Source organism: Bacillus sp. 03113 (assembly GCF_006546985.1).
GTDB lineage: Bacteria > Bacillota > Bacilli > Bacillales > Cytobacillaceae > VATK01.
In genome coordinates this window covers 108,029-127,404 of sequence record NZ_VATK01000013.1, presented here as the reverse complement: position 1 = coordinate 127,404, position 19,376 = coordinate 108,029, and the positions used below count along the sequence as shown (strand labels likewise).

18 protein-coding genes and 11 tRNA genes are annotated in these 19,376 nt (G+C 37.2%); 2 read left to right on the top strand and 27 right to left on the bottom strand.

Annotated features, from left to right (window positions below; all coding sequences use genetic code 11):
* Positions 1-228: 228 nt before the first annotated feature.
* From FDO66_RS14090 to FDO66_RS14035, 12 genes are all read right to left on the bottom strand, one after another.
* Positions 229-302: transfer RNA gene (locus FDO66_RS14090), tRNA-Gly, on the bottom strand.
* A 19-nt stretch (positions 303-321) separates the two neighbouring features.
* Positions 322-398, bottom strand: a tRNA-Pro gene (locus tag FDO66_RS14085).
* Between the two features lie 8 nt (positions 399-406).
* Positions 407-483: transfer RNA gene (locus FDO66_RS14080), tRNA-Arg, on the bottom strand.
* A gap of 62 nt (positions 484-545) precedes the next feature.
* Positions 546-632, bottom strand: a tRNA-Leu gene (locus tag FDO66_RS14075).
* Positions 633-665: 33 nt separating this feature from the next.
* A tRNA-Leu gene (locus FDO66_RS14070) sits at positions 666-750 on the bottom strand.
* 12 nt (positions 751-762) lie between these two features.
* Positions 763-835: transfer RNA gene (locus FDO66_RS14065), tRNA-Lys, on the bottom strand.
* A gap of 2 nt (positions 836-837) precedes the next feature.
* Positions 838-912: transfer RNA gene (locus FDO66_RS14060), tRNA-Gln, on the bottom strand.
* A gap of 48 nt (positions 913-960) precedes the next feature.
* Positions 961-1,036, bottom strand: a tRNA-Asp gene (locus FDO66_RS14055).
* A 20-nt stretch (positions 1,037-1,056) separates the two neighbouring features.
* Positions 1,057-1,128 (bottom strand) — tRNA-Glu (locus FDO66_RS14050).
* Positions 1,129-1,150: 22 nt separating this feature from the next.
* Positions 1,151-1,241, bottom strand: a tRNA-Ser gene (locus FDO66_RS14045).
* Between the two features lie 4 nt (positions 1,242-1,245).
* Positions 1,246-1,320: transfer RNA gene (locus tag FDO66_RS14040), tRNA-Asn, on the bottom strand.
* A 270-nt stretch (positions 1,321-1,590) separates the two neighbouring features.
* Entirely contained in the window at positions 1,591-2,067 is a 477-nt protein-coding gene (locus FDO66_RS14035; protein WP_141433288.1) for a SprT family protein, read from the bottom strand.
* 160 nt (positions 2,068-2,227) lie between these two features.
* Between FDO66_RS14035 and cmpA the strand changes: the two genes are divergently transcribed.
* Positions 2,228-2,341: a cortex morphogenetic protein CmpA gene (gene cmpA, locus FDO66_RS14030; protein ID WP_141433287.1), complete on the top strand. Its 114-nt coding sequence runs from the start codon at positions 2,228-2,230 to the stop codon at positions 2,339-2,341.
* 35 nt (positions 2,342-2,376) lie between these two features.
* On the opposite strand, the gene FDO66_RS14025 is transcribed toward cmpA, so the two are convergent.
* The 9 genes from FDO66_RS14025 to acpS form a co-directional block, all read right to left on the bottom strand.
* Positions 2,377-4,551, bottom strand: a complete 2,175-nt coding sequence (locus tag FDO66_RS14025; protein ID WP_141433286.1) for a Tex family protein — start codon at positions 4,549-4,551, stop codon at positions 2,377-2,379.
* 454 nt (positions 4,552-5,005) lie between these two features.
* Complete coding sequence (gene sigB / locus FDO66_RS14020; RefSeq protein WP_141433285.1) at positions 5,006-5,803, bottom strand: RNA polymerase sigma factor SigB; 798 nt, start codon at positions 5,801-5,803, stop codon at positions 5,006-5,008.
* Positions 5,781-6,245, bottom strand: coding sequence for an anti-sigma B factor RsbW (gene rsbW, locus FDO66_RS14015; protein WP_141433284.1), 465 nt, complete (start codon positions 6,243-6,245; stop codon positions 5,781-5,783). The genes sigB and rsbW overlap by 23 nt, the downstream gene beginning before the upstream one ends.
* The gene (locus tag FDO66_RS14010) at positions 6,242-6,574 is read right to left on the bottom strand and encodes an anti-sigma factor antagonist (protein WP_141433283.1); all 333 of its coding nucleotides are present in this window, start codon (positions 6,572-6,574) and stop codon (positions 6,242-6,244) included. The genes rsbW and FDO66_RS14010 overlap by 4 nt, the downstream gene beginning before the upstream one ends.
* A gap of 714 nt (positions 6,575-7,288) precedes the next feature.
* On the bottom strand, positions 7,289-7,639 hold the full coding sequence (ndoA, locus tag FDO66_RS14005) for a type II toxin-antitoxin system endoribonuclease NdoA (protein WP_141433282.1): 351 nt from the start codon (positions 7,637-7,639) through the stop codon (positions 7,289-7,291).
* Positions 7,640-7,643: 4 nt separating this feature from the next.
* On the bottom strand, positions 7,644-7,925 hold the full coding sequence (locus FDO66_RS14000) for a CopG family ribbon-helix-helix protein (protein WP_141433281.1): 282 nt from the start codon (positions 7,923-7,925) through the stop codon (positions 7,644-7,646).
* 197 nt (positions 7,926-8,122) lie between these two features.
* Positions 8,123-9,283, bottom strand: a complete 1,161-nt coding sequence (gene alr / locus FDO66_RS13995) for an alanine racemase (protein WP_181444581.1) — start codon at positions 9,281-9,283, stop codon at positions 8,123-8,125.
* Positions 9,284-9,420: 137 nt separating this feature from the next.
* A complete protein-coding gene (locus FDO66_RS13990) occupies positions 9,421-10,434 on the bottom strand; it encodes a LolA family protein (protein ID WP_141433279.1) in 1,014 nt (337 codons plus the stop codon).
* A gap of 154 nt (positions 10,435-10,588) precedes the next feature.
* Complete coding sequence (acpS, locus tag FDO66_RS13985) at positions 10,589-10,939, bottom strand: holo-ACP synthase (protein WP_141433278.1); 351 nt, start codon at positions 10,937-10,939, stop codon at positions 10,589-10,591.
* Between the two features lie 182 nt (positions 10,940-11,121).
* Here acpS and FDO66_RS13980 point away from each other — a divergent pair, with 182 nt between their 5' ends.
* Positions 11,122-11,850: a rhomboid family intramembrane serine protease gene (locus FDO66_RS13980; RefSeq protein WP_141433277.1), complete on the top strand. Its 729-nt coding sequence runs from the start codon at positions 11,122-11,124 to the stop codon at positions 11,848-11,850.
* A 45-nt stretch (positions 11,851-11,895) separates the two neighbouring features.
* On the opposite strand, the gene FDO66_RS13975 is transcribed toward FDO66_RS13980, so the two are convergent.
* The 6 genes from FDO66_RS13975 to FDO66_RS13950 form a co-directional block, all read right to left on the bottom strand.
* Positions 11,896-13,320 carry a PH domain-containing protein gene (locus FDO66_RS13975; protein WP_141433276.1) on the bottom strand — a complete coding sequence of 475 codons (1,425 nt, stop codon included), beginning with the start codon at positions 13,318-13,320 and terminating at the stop codon, positions 11,896-11,898.
* A complete protein-coding gene (locus tag FDO66_RS13970) occupies positions 13,313-13,792 on the bottom strand; it encodes a PH domain-containing protein (protein WP_141433275.1) in 480 nt (159 codons plus the stop codon). Before FDO66_RS13970 ends, FDO66_RS13975 begins: the two co-directional genes overlap by 8 nt.
* A gap of 159 nt (positions 13,793-13,951) precedes the next feature.
* A complete protein-coding gene (cshA, locus tag FDO66_RS13965; RefSeq protein ID WP_141433274.1) occupies positions 13,952-15,412 on the bottom strand; it encodes a degradosome RNA helicase CshA in 1,461 nt (486 codons plus the stop codon).
* Positions 15,413-15,955: 543 nt separating this feature from the next.
* Complete coding sequence (locus FDO66_RS13960; RefSeq protein ID WP_141433273.1) at positions 15,956-16,657, bottom strand: alpha/beta hydrolase; 702 nt, start codon at positions 16,655-16,657, stop codon at positions 15,956-15,958.
* A gap of 183 nt (positions 16,658-16,840) precedes the next feature.
* A complete protein-coding gene (locus FDO66_RS13955; protein WP_141433272.1) occupies positions 16,841-18,217 on the bottom strand; it encodes a UDP-N-acetylmuramoyl-tripeptide--D-alanyl-D-alanine ligase in 1,377 nt (458 codons plus the stop codon).
* Between the two features lie 54 nt (positions 18,218-18,271).
* Entirely contained in the window at positions 18,272-19,348 is a 1,077-nt protein-coding gene (locus FDO66_RS13950) for a D-alanine--D-alanine ligase (RefSeq protein WP_141433271.1), read from the bottom strand.
* Positions 19,349-19,376 lie beyond the last annotated feature (28 nt).

The window sequence follows — 19,376 nt, the reverse complement described above, 5'->3', positions numbered from 1 at the left end:
CCTGAGCCAGGATCAAACTCTCCGTATAAGAGTTGATTAGCTCGTAATTGACTTTACTAGCATGTGTTGACTTCGTTTGAAGTCCTCACTTTTCGTTCTTTTGTTGACGTTTTGTTGTTCAGTTTTCAAAGAGCAATTAATTTAATAGTTTAAAAGCAACTTTTATATAATAACAAGTTATAAAGTGTTTGTCAATATATTTTTCGTTATTTTTTAAAAAGTATTTTTTGGAGCGGGTGATGAGAATCGAACTCACGACATCAGCTTGGAAGGCTGAGGTTTTACCATTAAACTACACCCGCGTTTATTATATTTTTTGAATGGTCGGGAAGACAGGATTCGAACCTGCGACCCCATGGTCCCAAACCATGTGCTCTACCAAGCTGAGCTACTTCCCGTAATTATATGGCGCGCCCGACAGGAGTCGAACCCATAACCTTCTGATCCGTAGTCAGACGCTCTATCCAATTGAGCTACGGGCGCATTCTCATTAAAGCAACTTTATCATATTAACACATGAATCTCATGATGTCAACAACTTTTTTTGGTGCGGCCGAGAGGACTTGAACCTCCACGGGTTATTCACCCACTAGGCCCTCAACCTAGCGCGTCTGCCATTCCGCCACGACCGCTCAACTAAAGTGGAACAATCTTAAAGACATTACTGGTGCGGGTGAAGGGAGTCGAACCCCCACGCCTTGCGGCGCCAGATCCTAAGTCTGGTGCGTCTGCCAATTCCGCCACACCCGCATTCTATAATAATGAGCCATGCAGGATTCGAACCTGCGACCCTCTGATTAAAAGTCAGATGCTCTACCGACTGAGCTAATGGCTCGGTGGCTGGGCTAGCTGGATTCGAACCAGCGCATGACGGAGTCAAAGTCCGTTGCCTTACCGCTTGGCTATAGCCCATTAATGTTATAAACGAAATATAGCATAAATAATTTTAAAAGATTAATATGGCGGTCCCGACGGGAATCGAACCCGCGATCTCCTGCGTGACAGGCAGGCATGTTAACCGCTACACCACGGGACCTAAATGATATTTTTTTAAAGTGACCCGTACGGGATTCGAACCCGTGTTACCGCCGTGAAAGGGCGGTGTCTTAACCGCTTGACCAACGGGCCATATCAATCATTATCATGCTTCTGGCGGAGAAGGAGGGATTTGAACCCTCGCGCCGCTCGCGCGACCTACACCCTTAGCAGGGGCGCCTCTTCAGCCTCTTGAGTACTTCCCCATAATGGCTCCGCAGGTAGGATTCGAACCTACGACCGTTCGGTTAACAGCCGAATGCTCTACCACTGAGCTACTGCGGAATAAATATAAATTTTTCCTGAAATTGATTAACTTAGCCGAATGTCCTCATCTCAGAAAGTTAATGCAAGATGCGGCTCGATGAGTACAACTCGCAGCATAAACAATGAAGCTATGCTTGTTGCTCTACCACTGAGCTACTGCGGAATAATTAGATTTTAACTTCGGAAATCTTTTTAAAAACAAGGTGTCGTTCTTGTCGACTCTTTCAATTATAAAAACCTGTATATAAAAAGTCAAGAATAAATTTAAATATTTTTTTAAACAGTAAACTACTCTCTAAATTCTGATCTCGAAATTAAAACTAACGCCCCTTTGCAATGGCCACACACGTATTTTTTTGTATTTACTTTTCGAGTTCTTTTATAAATTTGATGACATTTTTTACAAGCATATATCAACTGCCCTCCTCTTTTTATTCTTTTTTCAGTTCCAGGCAATGTAGAACAATACCTAGGTGCACCCACTTTTTTCATAAGAGATTTAAAATCATGATCCTTATGCCGATAACCTTTTTTCTCTATGTGTAAATGATAGTGACAAAGCTCGTGCTTTATGATTCCTTCTAATTCATCTCTGCCAAATTGGACATAGTATTTTTTATTAATTTCGATATTGTGCGTTTGAAGCATGTATCGTCCGCCAGTTGTTCTTAATCTATCATTAAAATATGCTTTATGAATAAAAGGTTTTGAAAAGTAATCAGAAGAAATTTCTTCCACCATCAATTGAAGCTGTTCATTATCCATTTCCATTCATCCTTTCATTATTCCCAGCAACTGCGAAGTTTGTTGTTCATACACTAGCATTTCTCACGCAAATCATATATTGGTTAGGAATATGAACATGACAACCTATTATAGCATACATTATTGGTACCTTTTCAGATTAATCCCGGGAGGTTTTAATATGCCACAATGGTTTCAAAATCAAATACAAAGAGCCTTTTATGAAAAAAATCGATATCAGATAAAGTTGTTAAATCAATGCTGGTATTTCTACAGAAAAAAACACCGCTCTTAAGCAGTGTTTATGAAAAGTAACGCTTTGTATTAAACTTAGTCTGGAGATAGCATCGTTAAAGCCACTCTGCTTTTATGGATGTCTACTGAATCAACCCATACTTTTACAACATCTCCAACCGCAACGATATCAAGGGGATGTTTGACAAATTTACGGCTAAGCTTTGAAATATGCACAAGACCATCTTGTTTAACACCTATATCAATAAAAGCTCCAAAGTCAACAACATTACGAACTGTTCCTTGCAGCTCCATTCCTGTCTTCAAATCCTCCAATTTTAACACATCTTTTTTAAGTAGCGGCTTTGGAAGATCGTCTCTTGGATCTCTTTCAGGTCGCATTAATGCCTCTATAATATCTTTTAGTGTTAGCTCTCCGATAACAATTTCTTTTGATAATTCACGAATATTTAATTTTGAAAGGGCTTCTCGTAGTTCATTGGTTCCGATGTCGGCAGTAGAAAACCCTAACGCCTCAAGTATTTTTTTAACCTCTTCATAGCTTTCTGGATGGATGCCAGTACGATCTAACGGTTCTTTTCCATCTATAATTCTTAAAAATCCGATCGCTTGTTCATATGTTTTCGCACCAAGCCTTGGGATTTTTTTTAATTGAGATCGCTTGGTGAATTTCCCTTCCTCTTCTCTTTTTTTGACTATATTATTTGCAACCGTTTTTGAAAGCCCTGCAACATATTGAAGAAGTGAAGAAGATGCTGTATTAACATTGACCCCAACTTGGTTAACAGTTGTTTCAACTACAAATGTTAGCGAATCTGTCAATTTTTTTTGAGAAACATCATGCTGATATTGTCCAACACCTACAGATTTAGGGTCGATTTTCACGAGTTCAGCTAACGGATCCTGTATACGCCTAGCAATGGAAACAGCACTTCTTTCTTCCACCTGAAATTCTGGAAATTCCTCTCGAGCAATATCTGAAGCTGAATAAACGCTTGCCCCAGCCTCATTCACAATGATGTAAGAAATCTCTTTAGGATACTCTTTAATAATATCTGCGACAAATTGTTCTGTTTCTCTTGAAGCCGTTCCGTTTCCTATAGCAATCATCTCAACTTGATGTTCTTGTAAAATACGGAGAAATGTATTGCGTGCCTCTTTTTCTTTAGAGACTGGAGGATGTGGATATATGACATCAATTTTTAATACCTTCCCAGTTTCATTTACCAACGCCAACTTACATCCTGTTCGATATGCAGGGTCAACTCCTAAGACGATTTTCCCCTTTAATGGAGGCTGGAGCAATAGTTTCCGCAAGTTTTCAGAAAAAATATGAATTGCTTGCTCTTCTGCTTTTTCAGTTAGTTCGTTTCTAATTTCTCTTTCTATTGAAGGCTGAATCAATCTTTTATAGCCATCTTCAATTGCTTCGGCCACATTTTTTGTAGAAATGGAGTGTTGATTTTTAATCCACTTTTTTGACAAAAAATTCAAAATTGGTTCAACGTTTGGTTTTATATTAATTCGCAGTATCTCTTCCTTTTCACCACGATTTAACGCTAGTGTTCTGTGAGGCACAATTTTCTGAATAGCCTCTGAAAACTCGTAGTACATTTCATATACTTTTTTCTCATCAATATGATTTTCTTTTACAACAGATTCGATCATGCCCGTTCTTACAGTTTCCTTCCGAATCCATTTCCTGCTTTCTGCATCATCTGATACCCATTCAGCAATAATATCCTTCGCTCCAGATAGAGCTTCTTCTATCGAAAAGACTTGTTTTTCTTCAGAAAGAAATTCTTTTGATTTTTCTTCTATTGATCCATCTATAGGAAAGGTCAGCATCCATTTTGCTAACGGCTCTAATCCCTTTTCTTTTGCAACGGTTGCTTTCGTACGACGCTTTTGTTTATAAGGGCGATACAAATCTTCTACTTCCTGCAATTTCACGGCTTTTTCAATTTGCACGTGCAGCTCTTTTGTTAATTTGCCTTGTTCTTCAATAATTCGGATAACCTCTTCCTTACGTTGTTCAAGGTTTTGTATGTACTGCCACCGCTCCATTACACTTCTTATTTGAACTTCATCAAGAGCTCCCGTTTGCTCCTTGCGATATCGCGCAATAAAAGGGACGGTATTCCCATCATTTAATAGTGTGATTACACTTTTTACTTGCATGAATGAAATAGCTAGCTCATTAGAGATTAATTTCAATAATTCTTCTTGTTTCTCATTTTTTTGTTCCAAAAGTCAATCCTCCAACATTTCTTTTGTGTAATAATATTAGCAGATTTAAAGAATTTCCGAAAGAAGCCCCCTTCCTCAAGCGTGCAGGGCGAAACTCAGTGGGAAGAAGGGAATAAATCATCTTCCCTGCTAAATAATGATTTATTTCTTTACTCACATTCTTTAAATGATCCGGATTTTTTTATTAATGAATTTATCTTGTATAATGAAAAGTCCATTTGAATACATAAAAATTTAGTTTCAGATTCGTAAGATAATCGATGTGTATAATATATTTGAGGTATTCCAAATAAAAATCCTCTAACTTGTAGAGGGTTTATTAGTTTTTCAAGTGGGGTATAAAGAAGAAAAACGCATATTTCTAACACGGCAATAAACCATTTCTTTGGTTATTATGTCAATTTTCAACATAGTCACAGCAGCACCTTGCTTAAGGATATGTTTTTAGATTCACTTATGATAGACATTCCGTATTTTTCGGTTCATCATTGATGGCGTTTTGAAGCTTGGTGATCGCTCTTCGCTGCAGACGAGATACGTGCATCTGTGAAATTCCTAAGCGATCACCTACATCCTTTTGACTCATATTTTCTAAATACGTATATTGAATAATTTCTTTTTCTCGTTCCGTTAAGACATGGAGAATTTTTTCTAATACCATTTTTTGATTTACTTTTTCAAATCCGTCATCGACATTTCCTACAATATCAAGGAGTGTAATCGTTCCACCCTCTGTATCAGCTTCTATTGAGCGATCTACTGATAAAGCTTGATAGCTTCTTCCCATTTCCATCGTCTCTAAAATCTCTTCTTCTGATACATCTAACTCTCTTGCAATCTCCTCTACTTTAGGAGAACGTTGAAGAGTAATGGTTAACTTCTCTGCGGTTGTCTTTATTTTTGGCCCTAGCTCTTTAATTCTTCTTGGGACATGGACACTCCATGTCTTATCTCTTAAAAATCGTTTAATTTCACCAATGATCGTCGGAACAGCAAATGCTTCGAAGCTTTTCCCATACTTTTCATCATAACGACGAATAGCACCTAATAGTCCAATTACTCCTACCTGAAATATATCTTCATAAAATGATTTCCCTTTTGAATATTTTCGTGCAATTGATTCTACGAGACCCTGATAGTGAAGAACAAGCGCATCCTGAGCATTTTGATCATGATCAAGCTGATACTGTTTGATCAATTGATTGATGGCTTCACCTGATATTCGATCTCTAGGTTGAGATGGTTTTCGCATCGCTCCCCACCTGCTCTCCCTCTAGGTATTTCGTCATTAAGACCGTTACACCTTCTTCATGATGGACCTTCACTTCATCCATTAAGGCTTCTATAAGATATAGGCCTAATCCTCCTTCTCGTAAAAATTCTTTTTGGTTATAAGGCCCGCACTCCTTTTGTGAGGTGTGGAAATCAAAGCTTTCACCAGTATCGGCTACCGTTACTTCAAGTCTATTTTTATATAGACCAAATCCTACCATTACTTCGCCACGACCAGTTAATTTGTAGGCATGCTGAACCGCATTTGTACAAGCTTCACTTGTAGCAATTTTTAAGTCCTCAATTTCATCGTATGAAAATCCTAAACGACTAGCAATTCCAGAAAGTGTTAATCGAATAACCCCAACGTATTCTGGTTTGGCCGGAATCTTCATTTCTATATAATCACATAGTGTATTCACCGAATTCCACCCTCAATCTTGCTGGTAATATCAAATACATCAGCAAGTCCCGTAATATCAAATAGTCTTTTTAATCGTTCTGATAAGCCCATTATTTTAAATTCCCCATTTTGCGAACGTATATTTTTAAAGATACCGATAAATATTCCTAAACCTGTACTATCTAGATAGGAAACTTTCGAAAGGTCAACAATCATCACGACGTTATTCTTTTCAGACAAAGGAAAGATTCTATCTCGAAGAATCGGTGCTGTATAGGCATCAATTTCACCAATTACCTTTACTTCTACAAGGAGATCCTGTTCCTTAACTTCAATCGCCATATTCATATTAGACCCACCTCTTAATTTTTCAATTGCTTCTATTTAATACCCAATGTTGAATTAGCTTAAACCTGTCAACGTTAACTCTCCTAAAGGACAAAAGCGCAAGCGCCTTGTTCAGCCCTGAAGAAAAATGTTCTCATGACTCAAAAAGTGTTCTTTACTTTTGGCTGTTTTCGTATAGATGGTGCTTTTAAACGCGCAGCCTGCATACACTTCGCTTTCCGTGGGCGAGCGTCAAGCCTCCTCGTCGCATACGCTCCTGCGGGGTCTCGCCTTTCTCACTTTCCCACAGGAGTCTACGTGTATGCAGGCTGCTCCGAAACGTTTCTCCCAATGTTTTTTATGTCAAAAGCAACAAACTTTGAGAAAACAGCCTTACTTTTAGAGGCATGAGGTTATCTTTAACAAGGGCTAGGCGCTGGACATCGATACATAACCTTCAAAGTTACCCACAGGCAACTAATTTATAATTTTTTCCTAAAACGACAAAAAAACAAGCATTTGCATGCTTGCTATTGGCGGAACACAATATGTTAAGATATATGGTTAAGGTCAAAACCAAATATTATTGCTAAAGAGTATGTAAGAATGTTTCGCGATTAAATCACATAGTATTATCCTCAGTTGATACGAATAGGGAAAGAGTATTCTTATTACAGAAAATTACAAATTGTATTTTTTTAAAAGCACGCTCTTCTTTCAAGAGCGTGCTTTTAGCTAAAATTCGATGAGACCTAAACTTATTTGCAAGGCTTCATCCACTTTTTCCATCATTTCATCATCGAGATGTGTAATTTTATCGGTTAAGCGCTGCTTGTCAATTGTTCGAACTTGTTCCAATAAGATGACTGAATCTCTTTCAAAACCATAACGTTTGGCATCAATTTCAACGTGAGTGGGCAGCTTTGCTTTTTGAATTTGAGCAGTTATCGCTGCAATGATTACTGTGGGACTAAACCGATTCCCTATATCGTTTTGGATTACAAGTACAGGGCGAACTCCGCCTTGCTCTGACCCAACAACTGGGGATAGGTCTGCAAAATAAACGTCACCACGTTTGACAATCAAAGGATTATCCTCCGCTTACAAGACGTTCAACTGTGTGTTCTGCCTCATATTCTGCTTGAAATGCCTCAGATGCAATCGTTAAATTGATTTTGGCCATTTCCATATAGCCCCGCCTCATAGATTCACGAATATGTCTCTTTTTCCGTTCTCGTAAATACATTTTTGTAGCTTGATAAATAAACTCGCTTCTAGTCAAATTTTCTTGTTTTACAAAGCCATCTAACTCCGTTAATAAATGCTTTGGTAACCTTATCATGATCTCTGTTGTTGCGCCGGATTCTGACACAAACACACACCTCCACCATAACACACCGATTTTATCTCTATCATTTTTTAATGATACCATTATTCAATACCCGTGCAAAGAGCATTTAACAATTCTTCTGTATTATCCACCAAAAAAATAACTTTTTATTCATAACTTTTATTTGTTTCAACACGATTGATCAAGTTTTTTCACGATTTATTACAAATTTCGAACATTTATTTTAATAATGAATTATGAGCAAATACTTTTTTTCCTGATTCATTGTACAATCGGGGAACTCTATTTGAGATCATACATACGACTTCATAATTAATCGTATCTAGTTGTTTTGCAATTTCATTAACTGAAATTTTATCAGAGCCCTGTGTTCCAATTAACGTCACCATTGTCCCAACTTCAACAAATTGAGGCAATTTAATCATGCATTGATCCATACATATTCTTCCTACAATTGGAATTCTAATACCATTTAAAAGGACTTCTTGCCCACTAAGCTTTCGAATCCATCCATCAGCATACCCTATAGGTAAGGTTGCAATCCATTCTTCTTGTTTTGCTTCATAGGTAGCACCATAGCTTACCTTTTCTCCTTTTTTAAGCTTTTTTACATGAACGATCTTCGTATGCAAGGAGAACGCTTCTTTCAATTGAAAAGGCAGCTCTGACTCTATTTCTAACGAAGGCGTTAAGCCATACATCGAGATCCCAAATCTAACGGCATTAAATTGAGCTTGAGGAAAGCGCAAGGAGGCAGCGCTATTGCTTACATGAACGATTTTCGGCAATTTTTTTAGATGGGTAATTAAGTTATTAAAACGCTGAAGCTGTTCATTAAAATAACTTGCATCTTGTTCATCTGCTGTTGCAAAATGAGTGAAAATCCCCTCTAAAATAAACCGATTGTCTTGAAGGATAACCTGTTCTATTCCCTTTAATTCATCAGCAGTTTTGATTCCTATTCGGCCCATTCCAGTATCTAGTTTCAGATGCATTTTGATTTGAGAGGCTGCGCTTAAATAGACTTTCGCATTTCGAACCCATTCCTCTTGGAATACAGTCAAGGTGATATCATAATCTGAAGCTGTTTGAATATCATTTGGTCGACTAGCCCCTAATACAAGGATAGGCTTTTTAATTCCCTTTTTCCTCAAGGAGATCGCTTCATCAAGAAAGGCAACTGCTAAATAAGTAGCTCCTGCTTTTATTGCTGTGCGCGCTACCTGTACATCACCATGTCCGTATGCATTCGCCTTGACAACTGCCATTAATTGAACGGAAGGCGCCAATCGTTTTTTCATTTCTGTAACATTATATGTAATATGGTCCAAATTTATTTCTGCCCATGTATCTCGGTAATAACCTAAATCGTTTCCCACCTGAACATACACTTCCCCTTCTAATCAATTCACTTTTATATTGACAAACATTTTTAGGAAAGTAAATAGGAAAGAGCACTTAGTCTATTTATATTAAAAAACAGGCTCCCTTAATGAGCCTGCTTGTTAATCAATATCTACTTACTTACATCCCCTTGAACTGAGCGTGCAACACTAGCCATTTCTTCCTTCTTAAGATCTTGGGAGGCAAGCATGTAATCTACTCCTTGAAATGTCCATGTAAGAGTATTTTTCGATAAAGCACCGACAGTAAATCCTAAATCGACTGGCTCTCCTTTCACGATCGTAGGACCTGCTGTAGCTGGCACAACTTCTGCTTTTTCTTCCATTAAAGTATATGATAACGCCCCGTCATACGTAAGGATAACCCGCTTCCCATTTTCCGTTGATACTTCTTTTTCTTCAACTAATTTGACATCTTTAAATTCTTCAGTTGGATATTTGACAGAAAACGCCTTATCTTCAACATCACCCATAACTGGGACTTCAAGTTGAGCACCTGTCATATTCTTCTTCATATCAAAATCTTTTTTGGTAAAATTTTTATCAAACTTCACATCTGAAAACTTAACAGTTACAAGTGCATTTCCATCTGTGTCCATCACTTTCACTGTAGCTGGAGACAAATCCTTTTTATTTAAGGTTACTTCTTGAAAAGGCAGCATTTTATTATTTTGATAACGGGTTTTCGTTTCAAAAATATAGTATTTATCCGTTGATGAAAATTTAGCTTCTTTATCTGCAACAATGTCTTTTATTAAAGATTCATATAAATAAGCTTGACTGCTGTTTTCTGGCCAATCACTTTGAAACTTAAAGCTCTTATTAAGAGCAGGGGTTAAAACATACACACCTTCGTCATTCCGAAGAATCATTTGACTTTGATCTTTTTGAGCATTTTTCAAGCTCACTCTGTAGTAAGTGGGTTCTTTATGCCAGACTTGAACGACATAGGTTTGAGGATCTGTTCCCATTTTCAAAGTCATTTTCGCTGTTGCTTCATAGCTTTTTATTTTTTCCATTTTCCCACTTAAGTCCTTGACTACATCTTCTTGTGATTTAGTCCCACATGCAGACAAGGATAAACATACGATAAGACCGGCGAGAAGCACCCATAACTTTTTCTTCATCCTTTCAACTCCTTTTGTCTCAAGTTCACATGATGGAGAGGAAAAAGGCAGGAATCGGACACTTGGTTCCCGCCGCCTGATCTTGTCTCTCCTATTGCCTTATGAATATATGAGACAACCTAAAGGAATATGCTAGATGATGTTAGAATTCTTCTCATTTTTCTATAATGACTTGAGCAAAGGCAAACTCTTTACTATGAGAAATTGAAAGGTGTACTCCCTCTTTTATAGGCTTAACTATGTATGGTTTTCCTTTCTCATCCTTGCAAATCTCGATGTCTAAAAAAGATAGCTCCTTCCCAATCCCTGACCCTATCGCTTTTGAAAAAGCTTCCTTCGCAGAAAATCTTCCTGCTGCAAACTCAATCCTTCTGTTTCCTGGAAGTTTTTCATAGTATCTTTTTTCGTTTTCCGTTAAAATTCGATCAATAAATTTACTCTGTCTAATGATTATTTTTTTTATCCGTTCTATTTCAACAATATCTATTCCTATACCAGAAATCATTTTTTCATCGTCCTTTTAATTAATATGGCTTGTGAACATTCAATAGTGTACATTAATTGTATTTTAAGCTTCCAACCTATTATGATAGAAGGATAGTGCATGTGTCTTGATTTATCCCTACTCAATCATTTGTATTTGTATGGTCTTGTGTTTTAAGAATATACATACAAGGAGGTATCTTTATGTTTACAAGGAATGAAAGTTTAAAAGAATTTATACGTTTTTATCCAGTTGTCACCTTCATATTGTCGATTAATATCTTATTATATTTGCTCACCACTCTCCCTGTATTTCCAAACTCATGGTTATATAACATGACTGTTGGCGTTAATTTATATATTTTGCACGGAGAGCTTTGGCGTATCGTTACACCTATTTTTATGCACAGTGGTTTTCCTCATGTGCTATTCAATAGCTTTTCTCTTATTTTATTTGGTCCAGCGTTAGAACGAATGCTTGGAAAAAGCCGCTTTCTTTTCTTGTATTTACTTACTGGGATCTTAGCGAATGTCGCTACTTTCTTTTTTAATCCTTTAACGTTTGTACATGTTGGATCAAGTGGAGCCATTTTTGGTTTATTCGGCTTTTATGTTGCAATTGTTGTATTGAAAAAAGAGTTAATTTCTAGGGGAAATGCGCAAATTATTCTTACGGTCACCATTATAGGGTTAATTATGACATTTATTCAGCCCCAGATAAATATAACAGCACATATATTTGGCTTTTTGGCTGGTTTAGTGATCGGTATAATCGCCTTTTCAAAAGGACAAAATGTAATAAAAGCCTTTAAAATGGAAGTAAGCAGTTTTAAAAGAGCAATGATTCAAAACAATAGAGGAATATCTTTTCGTAAGCTAATATTACTAGGAGGAATCCTCATCCTCGCTTTAATTGGGATCCTAAGCAGATAAAAAAGTGCAAAGCGCCTTATCAGATGGATAGGGCGCCAATCTTTATTATTCTTTTCGACTATGAGAGTACCATTTAAAAGCTTTCTCCACCTCTGTTTTTTCTAAATCGACTACTATCCCTCCAACTCCTGATCCCACCACAGCTCGTATCGTAGCCAAATCTCTTTGATTTTGGAAATAGCCTGTTTGAAATTCCATGGACTGAATTTTATTTTTCTGCATCATAACAGTATGTTTTATAAGGAAACGATAACGTAATGTTAACTGCATTTCATTAAGTCCCCAGCCAGCATCCTTATAATTAAAGTATGACCATATTGTTACAATTAGTAAAAACAGTAAAGAAAAATATCCATATGGTCTAAAAAAAATGATTGCAGCTAGTGTAATTGGAATGGCAAAAAGACTGCTACAAAATAAATATCTCTTTAATGCTCTTTTTGGAGCAGGGGAGATTTGCGGCTGCAACTGATAATCCGGCAGGAAAGATTCTAGCAATTGGGGTATAGAACTTTTTTTCACGATCGGTAAAAAAAGAATCTTTGAGCTTTCTTGATTTTTAACAGAGCCACCTGCACTTTCAACAAACACTGATGCATAACCAATCGGTTGCCTTAATAGGTTCTCGCTTATCCTAATTGCTTGGATTCGATGAAGCGGAATCGTTAGTTGCCTCTTCTCTAATAATCCACGTGAAATAATAAATTCATTTTCAACTTTTTTTACTGTAAATTGTGCATATTTAATCATCGTACCTGTCAAGGCGATGAGCCAAGCGATAACAAAGCCTAAAAAAACCATAAAGCTTACGACCATTATTCCGCTAGAAATAAAGTTCTCTAGCCCCCGAAAAATTTTTCGATACGGTATAATCTCATCAAATTGTGAGACAAAAGCAGCAACTGCCGAAATCACAACCCCTACTCCACCAGAGCTTGAAGCAAGTAAAAACAGCTGAGGAGTTGTGATTTTGTAGATGATCTCTTCCGTATCTACCTCTTCAGCCCTCTCGTCTTCTTCCCTTTGCTTTTCTCCTTTTTTTATAAGAGAAAAGACCTCTTGAATTCTCTGTGCTTCTTGTTTTGTTACAGCAGATAAAACCGCCTCTGCTTCTAACCCTGATCCAGCTGTCTCCACCTTTACTTTTACCAAACCAAAAGGGCGATGCAAGATGCCTTCTGATAAATCGATGCTTTGAATTTTTTCAAACGGAATATATCGTTTCTTTTTAATATAAACACCATATTCAATCCTTAGTTCACGCTCTTCAATGCGATATGAAAATCGGAGCCATGAAAGAATCCCGCTTATTAATATAATCACTACCGCACCAATAGATATGTATAAATCCCAATTCGTACCCTTACTTCCAAACACGACTAGGAAAATAAATGGAAGCAGCATCTCCTTTAGCTGCTTAAGGGTTCCAGATACAGCAGCGATTGGATGTAGCCTTTTAGAATTAGACATCTTCATCCGCCACCCTTGCTAATTTAGAAATATAAGAGCGCATTTCCTCTGCTTCTTCTAAATTTAAAGCTGGTATTTCATGTACGGTGGCAGCAGTCGACACGGTAACAGAGGCCAAACCATATTTTCTTAAAATAGGACCTTGTTTTGTATCTACATGCTGAACCCTAATCATCGGTACTAGCGTTCTTTTCTTAATTAAAACGCCACGCTGTAATTCAATTTCTTGCTCTCTAACTTCATAACGCCATCTTTTCCACTTTAGTTTGGGAAGCAAAAACACTAAAACATACACATTTATCCCTAAAAATAAGATCCCTGCTCCTATAATCCATTTAGGTAAATCAAACAAAATAGTAAGTACAATCGCACCTGCAGCTAGCAGTAAAGCATAAATAGAGTAAATAGCACCTGATATTTTCCAAACACTGAGGGCGCGTATTGAAATTCTCTTTTTCGGTTCTGTAATCATTTCATCCCCCCTGAATTTCCAATATTACACATTATTACTATACATTATATAATCTTCTTAATGAAAAACTTTTTTCACCATTTTTAAAAATAAAAAATGCCTAGCCTCTCATATCCAATAAATGGAACAGGAAAGGCTAAGCACTTCTTAAACAACTAATTAATAGCTTTTTGATTTTGATTTTTCGGAGTGGCTAGAACGTCCATGTGATTGACCTTGTCTCGAACGATAAGGTGCTCTTTTCTTTCCATTGGAATCATAGTTGCGTCTGCCTTCAAAAGATTTTCTTTCTCTTTTTTGAGGAAGAGACTTCTCTTCAGTTAATTTAACTGGTGTTGTGTCAGGTTCTTTTGTTAACATTTTCAATACCGCAGCAACTATTGTTTGAGCGTCTTGCTGCTCTAAAAGCTCTTCTGAAGCCTGCTTATAGTATTGAAGATTATTTGAATCGATCGTCTGTAGAATTTTTTCAATTACAGCTTTTTGTTGACCTTCTAAAGCTTCATCTAAAGTAGGCGGCTTCATACGATCCATTTTTCTTTTTGTTGTCTTTTCAACAATTTGTAAATATTGCTTTTCTCGATGAGTAATAAATGTCATAGCCATTCCTGCTTTACCTGCGCGTCCAGTTCGGCCAATTCGATGAACATAGCTTTCAGGGTCTTGAGGAATATCAAAATTATATACGTGAGTTACACCAGAAATATCTAGTCCTCTCGCCGCAACATCTGTAGCTACTAGAACATCAATGGAGCCTTCTTTAAATTTACGCAGAACTGACATTCTCTTTGCTTGACTTAGGTCTCCGTGAATACCTTCTGCCATATAGCCTCTAAGGTTTAAAGCTTCTGACAGCTCATCTACACGCCTTTTCGTACGACCAAAAATAATAGCAAGCTCAGGAGATTGAATATCAAGCAATCTTGTTAATACATCAAACTTACTTTTTTCCTGAACTTCTAAATAGTATTGTTCAATAAGTGGTACTGTTACTTCTTTCGCTTTAACTTTCACAATTTCAGGATTCTTCATAAATCTTTCAGCCATTTTTCTAATTCTTGGCGGCATTGTAGCTGAGAACAGAAGCGTTTGACGTTCTGATGGAATCTGAGAAAGGATTGCTTCGATGTCATCAATAAAGCCCATGTTTAGCATTTCATCTGCTTCATCTAGAATTGCTGTGTGAACATTATCTAATCGTAGTGTTTTACGATTAATATGATCGAGAATACGTCCAGGTGTTCCGACAATAATATGAGGATGCTTTTTTAACGCTCGAATTTGGCGATTAATATCTTGCCCCCCGAAAATTGAAAGGACGCGCACCTTTTTACCGTAACCAATCTTATACAGCTCTTCTGATACTTGGATAGCAAGCTCACGTGTTGGGGCAATGACGATCCCTTGAACAAAGTTACTGTCTTTGTCGATTTTATCAACCAACGGAATACCAAATGCTGCTGTTTTTCCCGTTCCAGTTTGCGCTTGACCAATTAAGTCCTTATTCTCTAAACTAAGCGGAATTGTTTGTGCTTGAATTGGAGTCGCTTCTTCAAACCCCATTTTCTTTAGAGATTTCAATGTAGCTGAACTAATACCTAAATCTTGAAACATTGTCAATGTATTCATTCTCCTTCTAAATTCATTAAAAAATATTTATTAAATAACTTTCTTTCCAAGTTGTATTCGCCGGACATAGCAAGAAAAGCGGAAGTGCCTTGATCAGCCCTGAAGAAAAATGTTCTAATGGCTCAAAAAGTGTTTTTTACTTTTAGAGACATTAGGTTATTTTTCACAAGAGCTAAGCGCTGGCCGATTAAGGACGCCACGTCCTGTGGCAACATCGCCACTAGTACGTTCTGTACGTCGGAGCTAGACACTCATCTAACTTCAAAAACATATGCTTTCTTTACTTTAAATAAAAACCTTGTACTTAAACCGATTAATAAAGTGAAAAAAGACATTCTCTCTAGGAGTATGTCCGGGATTCTAAGGATTTTCACTAAGACACTTTGGTTTTAATTGTAACATTTTTAAAACTTATTGGCAATAATATCATGCACAGGGAACGTTCATTATTGGTTAAGAAATAAATTATCGGAAGTTAGACTGGCATTTAGCTCCAGCACTTTACGTCGATGAGCAAGGGCGCTTGCGCTTTTCTTATTTATCATCTCTTTTTCCATGCAAAAAATGTAATACTTGAAAAAACAATTGATCTCTTTCATGGCTATGGCAAATTAAATGCTTCGCATCCTTTAAGTAAAGGATTTTCTTATTCACCGTCCCAATATGATGATATAAATATTCTGCTGCTCTAGGTGGGACAATCCCATCACTTTCACCTTGTGCAATTAACGTAGGGATACGCACTTCTGACAATAAAGGACGGGTAGAAGCGACAAGCTTACGGAATTGAAGAGTGGCTGCAATCGGAGTTTCTTTTAATTTTCTTTTGTAACGATTATATAGTTCATTTTCAAAAAGCTTGCCTTTAAATGCATCTCTTACCATTTCTCCTATATCCACTCTTAACTGCCTTGGGTTTACATAGTAGGCAGCAGCACTTAATAAGACGAGCTTTTTAATTGGATAATGAACCGCTAAATAACTAGCAATAAGCCCTCCCATAGAAAAACCAATCACATAAACGGTATCACATTTTGCAAGTAAAAGCTTTAATTCATTTTCAGCATGTTCAATCCATTGATTATATTGAACCCCTTTAAGATCGAGCGTTTCACCATGACCTGGTAGAGTGGGTATTACCAAGGACCAATTAGTATTTTCCTGTAAATACTGAGCGAGAGGCTCTATTTCAGAGGGAGCACCCGTAAAGCCATGAATGCACAAACACCCAATCATCCTAAGTCACCACCAAAGAAAGTAGATTTACTTTTATTTTACACTTTTTACACTCCATCATTCGAATCTTTTTTCTTCTTTTTATATTTGTGTGAAACAAAGACATACCAATGTATGATACATTCATCAGGCGGAGTAGATACTCCACCTGATTCCTCATGTTTTAATGTACTGATAGTGAGTTCAATTTTCTTTTAATGAAGCCACAACTTCTTCTAGTTTCATTCCTCTTGATCCCTTGACTAAAATAATCATGTCCGATTGACAATATTTTTTCACTTTATCAATCAGTTCTTGTTTTTCAGTAAAGGCAAAAACACGTTCAGATGGGAACACCGCCTTAGCACCTTTGGCAATAAATGAGCCTAGCTTTCCAAATGTAAAGACATAGCTTATTTTCTCTTGGTTAATCAATTGACCGATTTGTTCATGAAACTGTTCTTCATCTGGACCGAGTTCAAGCATGTCACCTAAAACAAGAAGCTTATGTTCGTAATCAGGAAGATTTGAAACTAGATCAATTGCGGCCTTCATTGAAGTTGGGCTGGCATTATAGGCATCATTAATGATTTTTACACCATTTATACCCTCTACTAATTCCATTCGCATGCCTGTTAGCTTTAGATTATTTAATCCATTCTTCATTTCATCAAAGGAAATATCGAAATACTGCGCGACTAACATAGCACCCAATGCATTCAACACATTATGAGTCCCAAGTACAGGCAAAAAGTACTCAGCATTCGATGCATTGATTTTGAATTGGCTTCCGCTGCTGCTTTGATTGATGTGGGTTGGGAAAAGATCATTTGAATGATTGTTTCCAAACGTTTTAATCTCTATTTTCCCATTTCGATTGATTCGTTCTGATAAAAGAGTTTCATCTCCAAAATAGATGACTCTTCCATTCTCTTGAAGACCATTTAATATTTCTAGCTTCGCCTCGGCAATTCCCTCTCGTGAGCCCAAATCAAGCAAATGAGCTTCTCCTATGTTTGTAATGATTACCGCATTTGGCTTTGCGAGCTTGGTTAAAAAATCGATCTCTCCTTTACCGCTCATTCCCATTTCTAGTACAGCTATGTCTGTATCTTCATCTAGCCTTAGAATGGTTAAAGGAAGTCCGATATGATTATTAAAATTCCCTTCTGTTTTCTGCACCTTATATTTTAAAGAAAGCAGACTTGCGGTCATATCTTTTGTAGAAGTTTTCCCATTGCTTCCCGTAATGCCAACTACTTTCGTATGAAGCTCATTCCGATAGCTTCTAGATAATTCCTGCAATGCAGTTAAGCAGTCTTCAACGATCAATATGGGTAAATGAGTAGGTGGATTTGGGACATCCTTTTGCCAAAAAGCTGCTGCAGCACCTTTTGAAATCGCATCTTCTACGAAACGATGCCCATCCGAATGCTCTCCCTTAAAGGGAATAAATAATTGGTCCGATTCAATTTTTCTTGAGTCAATAGAGACGCCATGAACCATGACATTCTCAAAAGGAGTAAGATCATTCTCAATCTTAATCATGTCTGCTATTTGCTTTAATGATCGGCAAATCATTCGTTAACCTCCTAAAATAAGGAACACGGCTATAAAAAGCCGTGTACCATGTTGTTAAAATGTATATTTAATTTTTTGTTTTTCTTCATGTCTTTCTAAAGCAAATTTGACAAGCTTTTCAATGAGCTCAGGGTAATCAACACCAGAATGCTTCCAAAGCAATGGGAACATGCTAAATGGCGTAAAGCCAGGCATTGTATTCACTTCATTAATATAAACTTTTCCATCTTTCGTTAAGAAGAAGTCTGCTCTCACAAGACCAGAGCAATCCAGTGCTTTGAATGCTTTTATCGCGGTTTCCTTAATTAAGCTGTATTCCTCATTTGTAATATCAGCAGGAATAACAAGAGCTGTATCACCATCTTCATATTTAGCTTTATAGTCGTAAAATTCCGTTTTCGGTACAATTTCACCTGCAACGGAACATTCAGGCTCATCATTACCTAAAATACCAACTTCAATTTCTCTCGCTGTTACCCCTTCTTCAATGATAATCTTTCGGTCAAATTGAAAAGCTTCTGCAAAAGCTGCTTCAAGCTCAGCTCTGTTCGTACATTTGCTAATGCCTACACTCGACCCTAGATTTGCAGGTTTTACAAAGCAAGGATATCCTAAATCGTTTTCAACCTGATCATAGATAGAAAGCTTGTTTTTTTCCCATTCACTTCTAATAAAAGAGACATACTTTACTTGACTAAGGCCTGCTGCAGCAAATATGTTTTTCATAATTATTTTATCCATACCAGCTGAGGATGCAAGCACACCATTCCCAACATATGGTAAATTAAGTAATTCTAATAACCCTTGAACCGTTCCATCCTCACCATTGGGACCATGTAAAAGTGGGAAGATAACATCAAAAGGACCTTTCTCCTCAGGGGCTTGAAATAAGGTTGGCGATAGGGCTGTTGATTGTAGTTCTCTAGTCGCTGTAAAGGCAAGCTCTTTCACATTTTCAACGGGTCCAGTTAGCTTTGGACCTTTCACCCATTGCCCTTCCTCGGATATGTAAATTGGATGAACATCAAATTTATTAGGATTTAACGCTTTTATTACAGCTAATGCCGTTTGCATGGATACTTTATGTTCGGCGGATTTTCCCCCATATAATAATCCAATTTTCGTTTTCATTTTTGAGACCTCCATTATTCGATCAGAC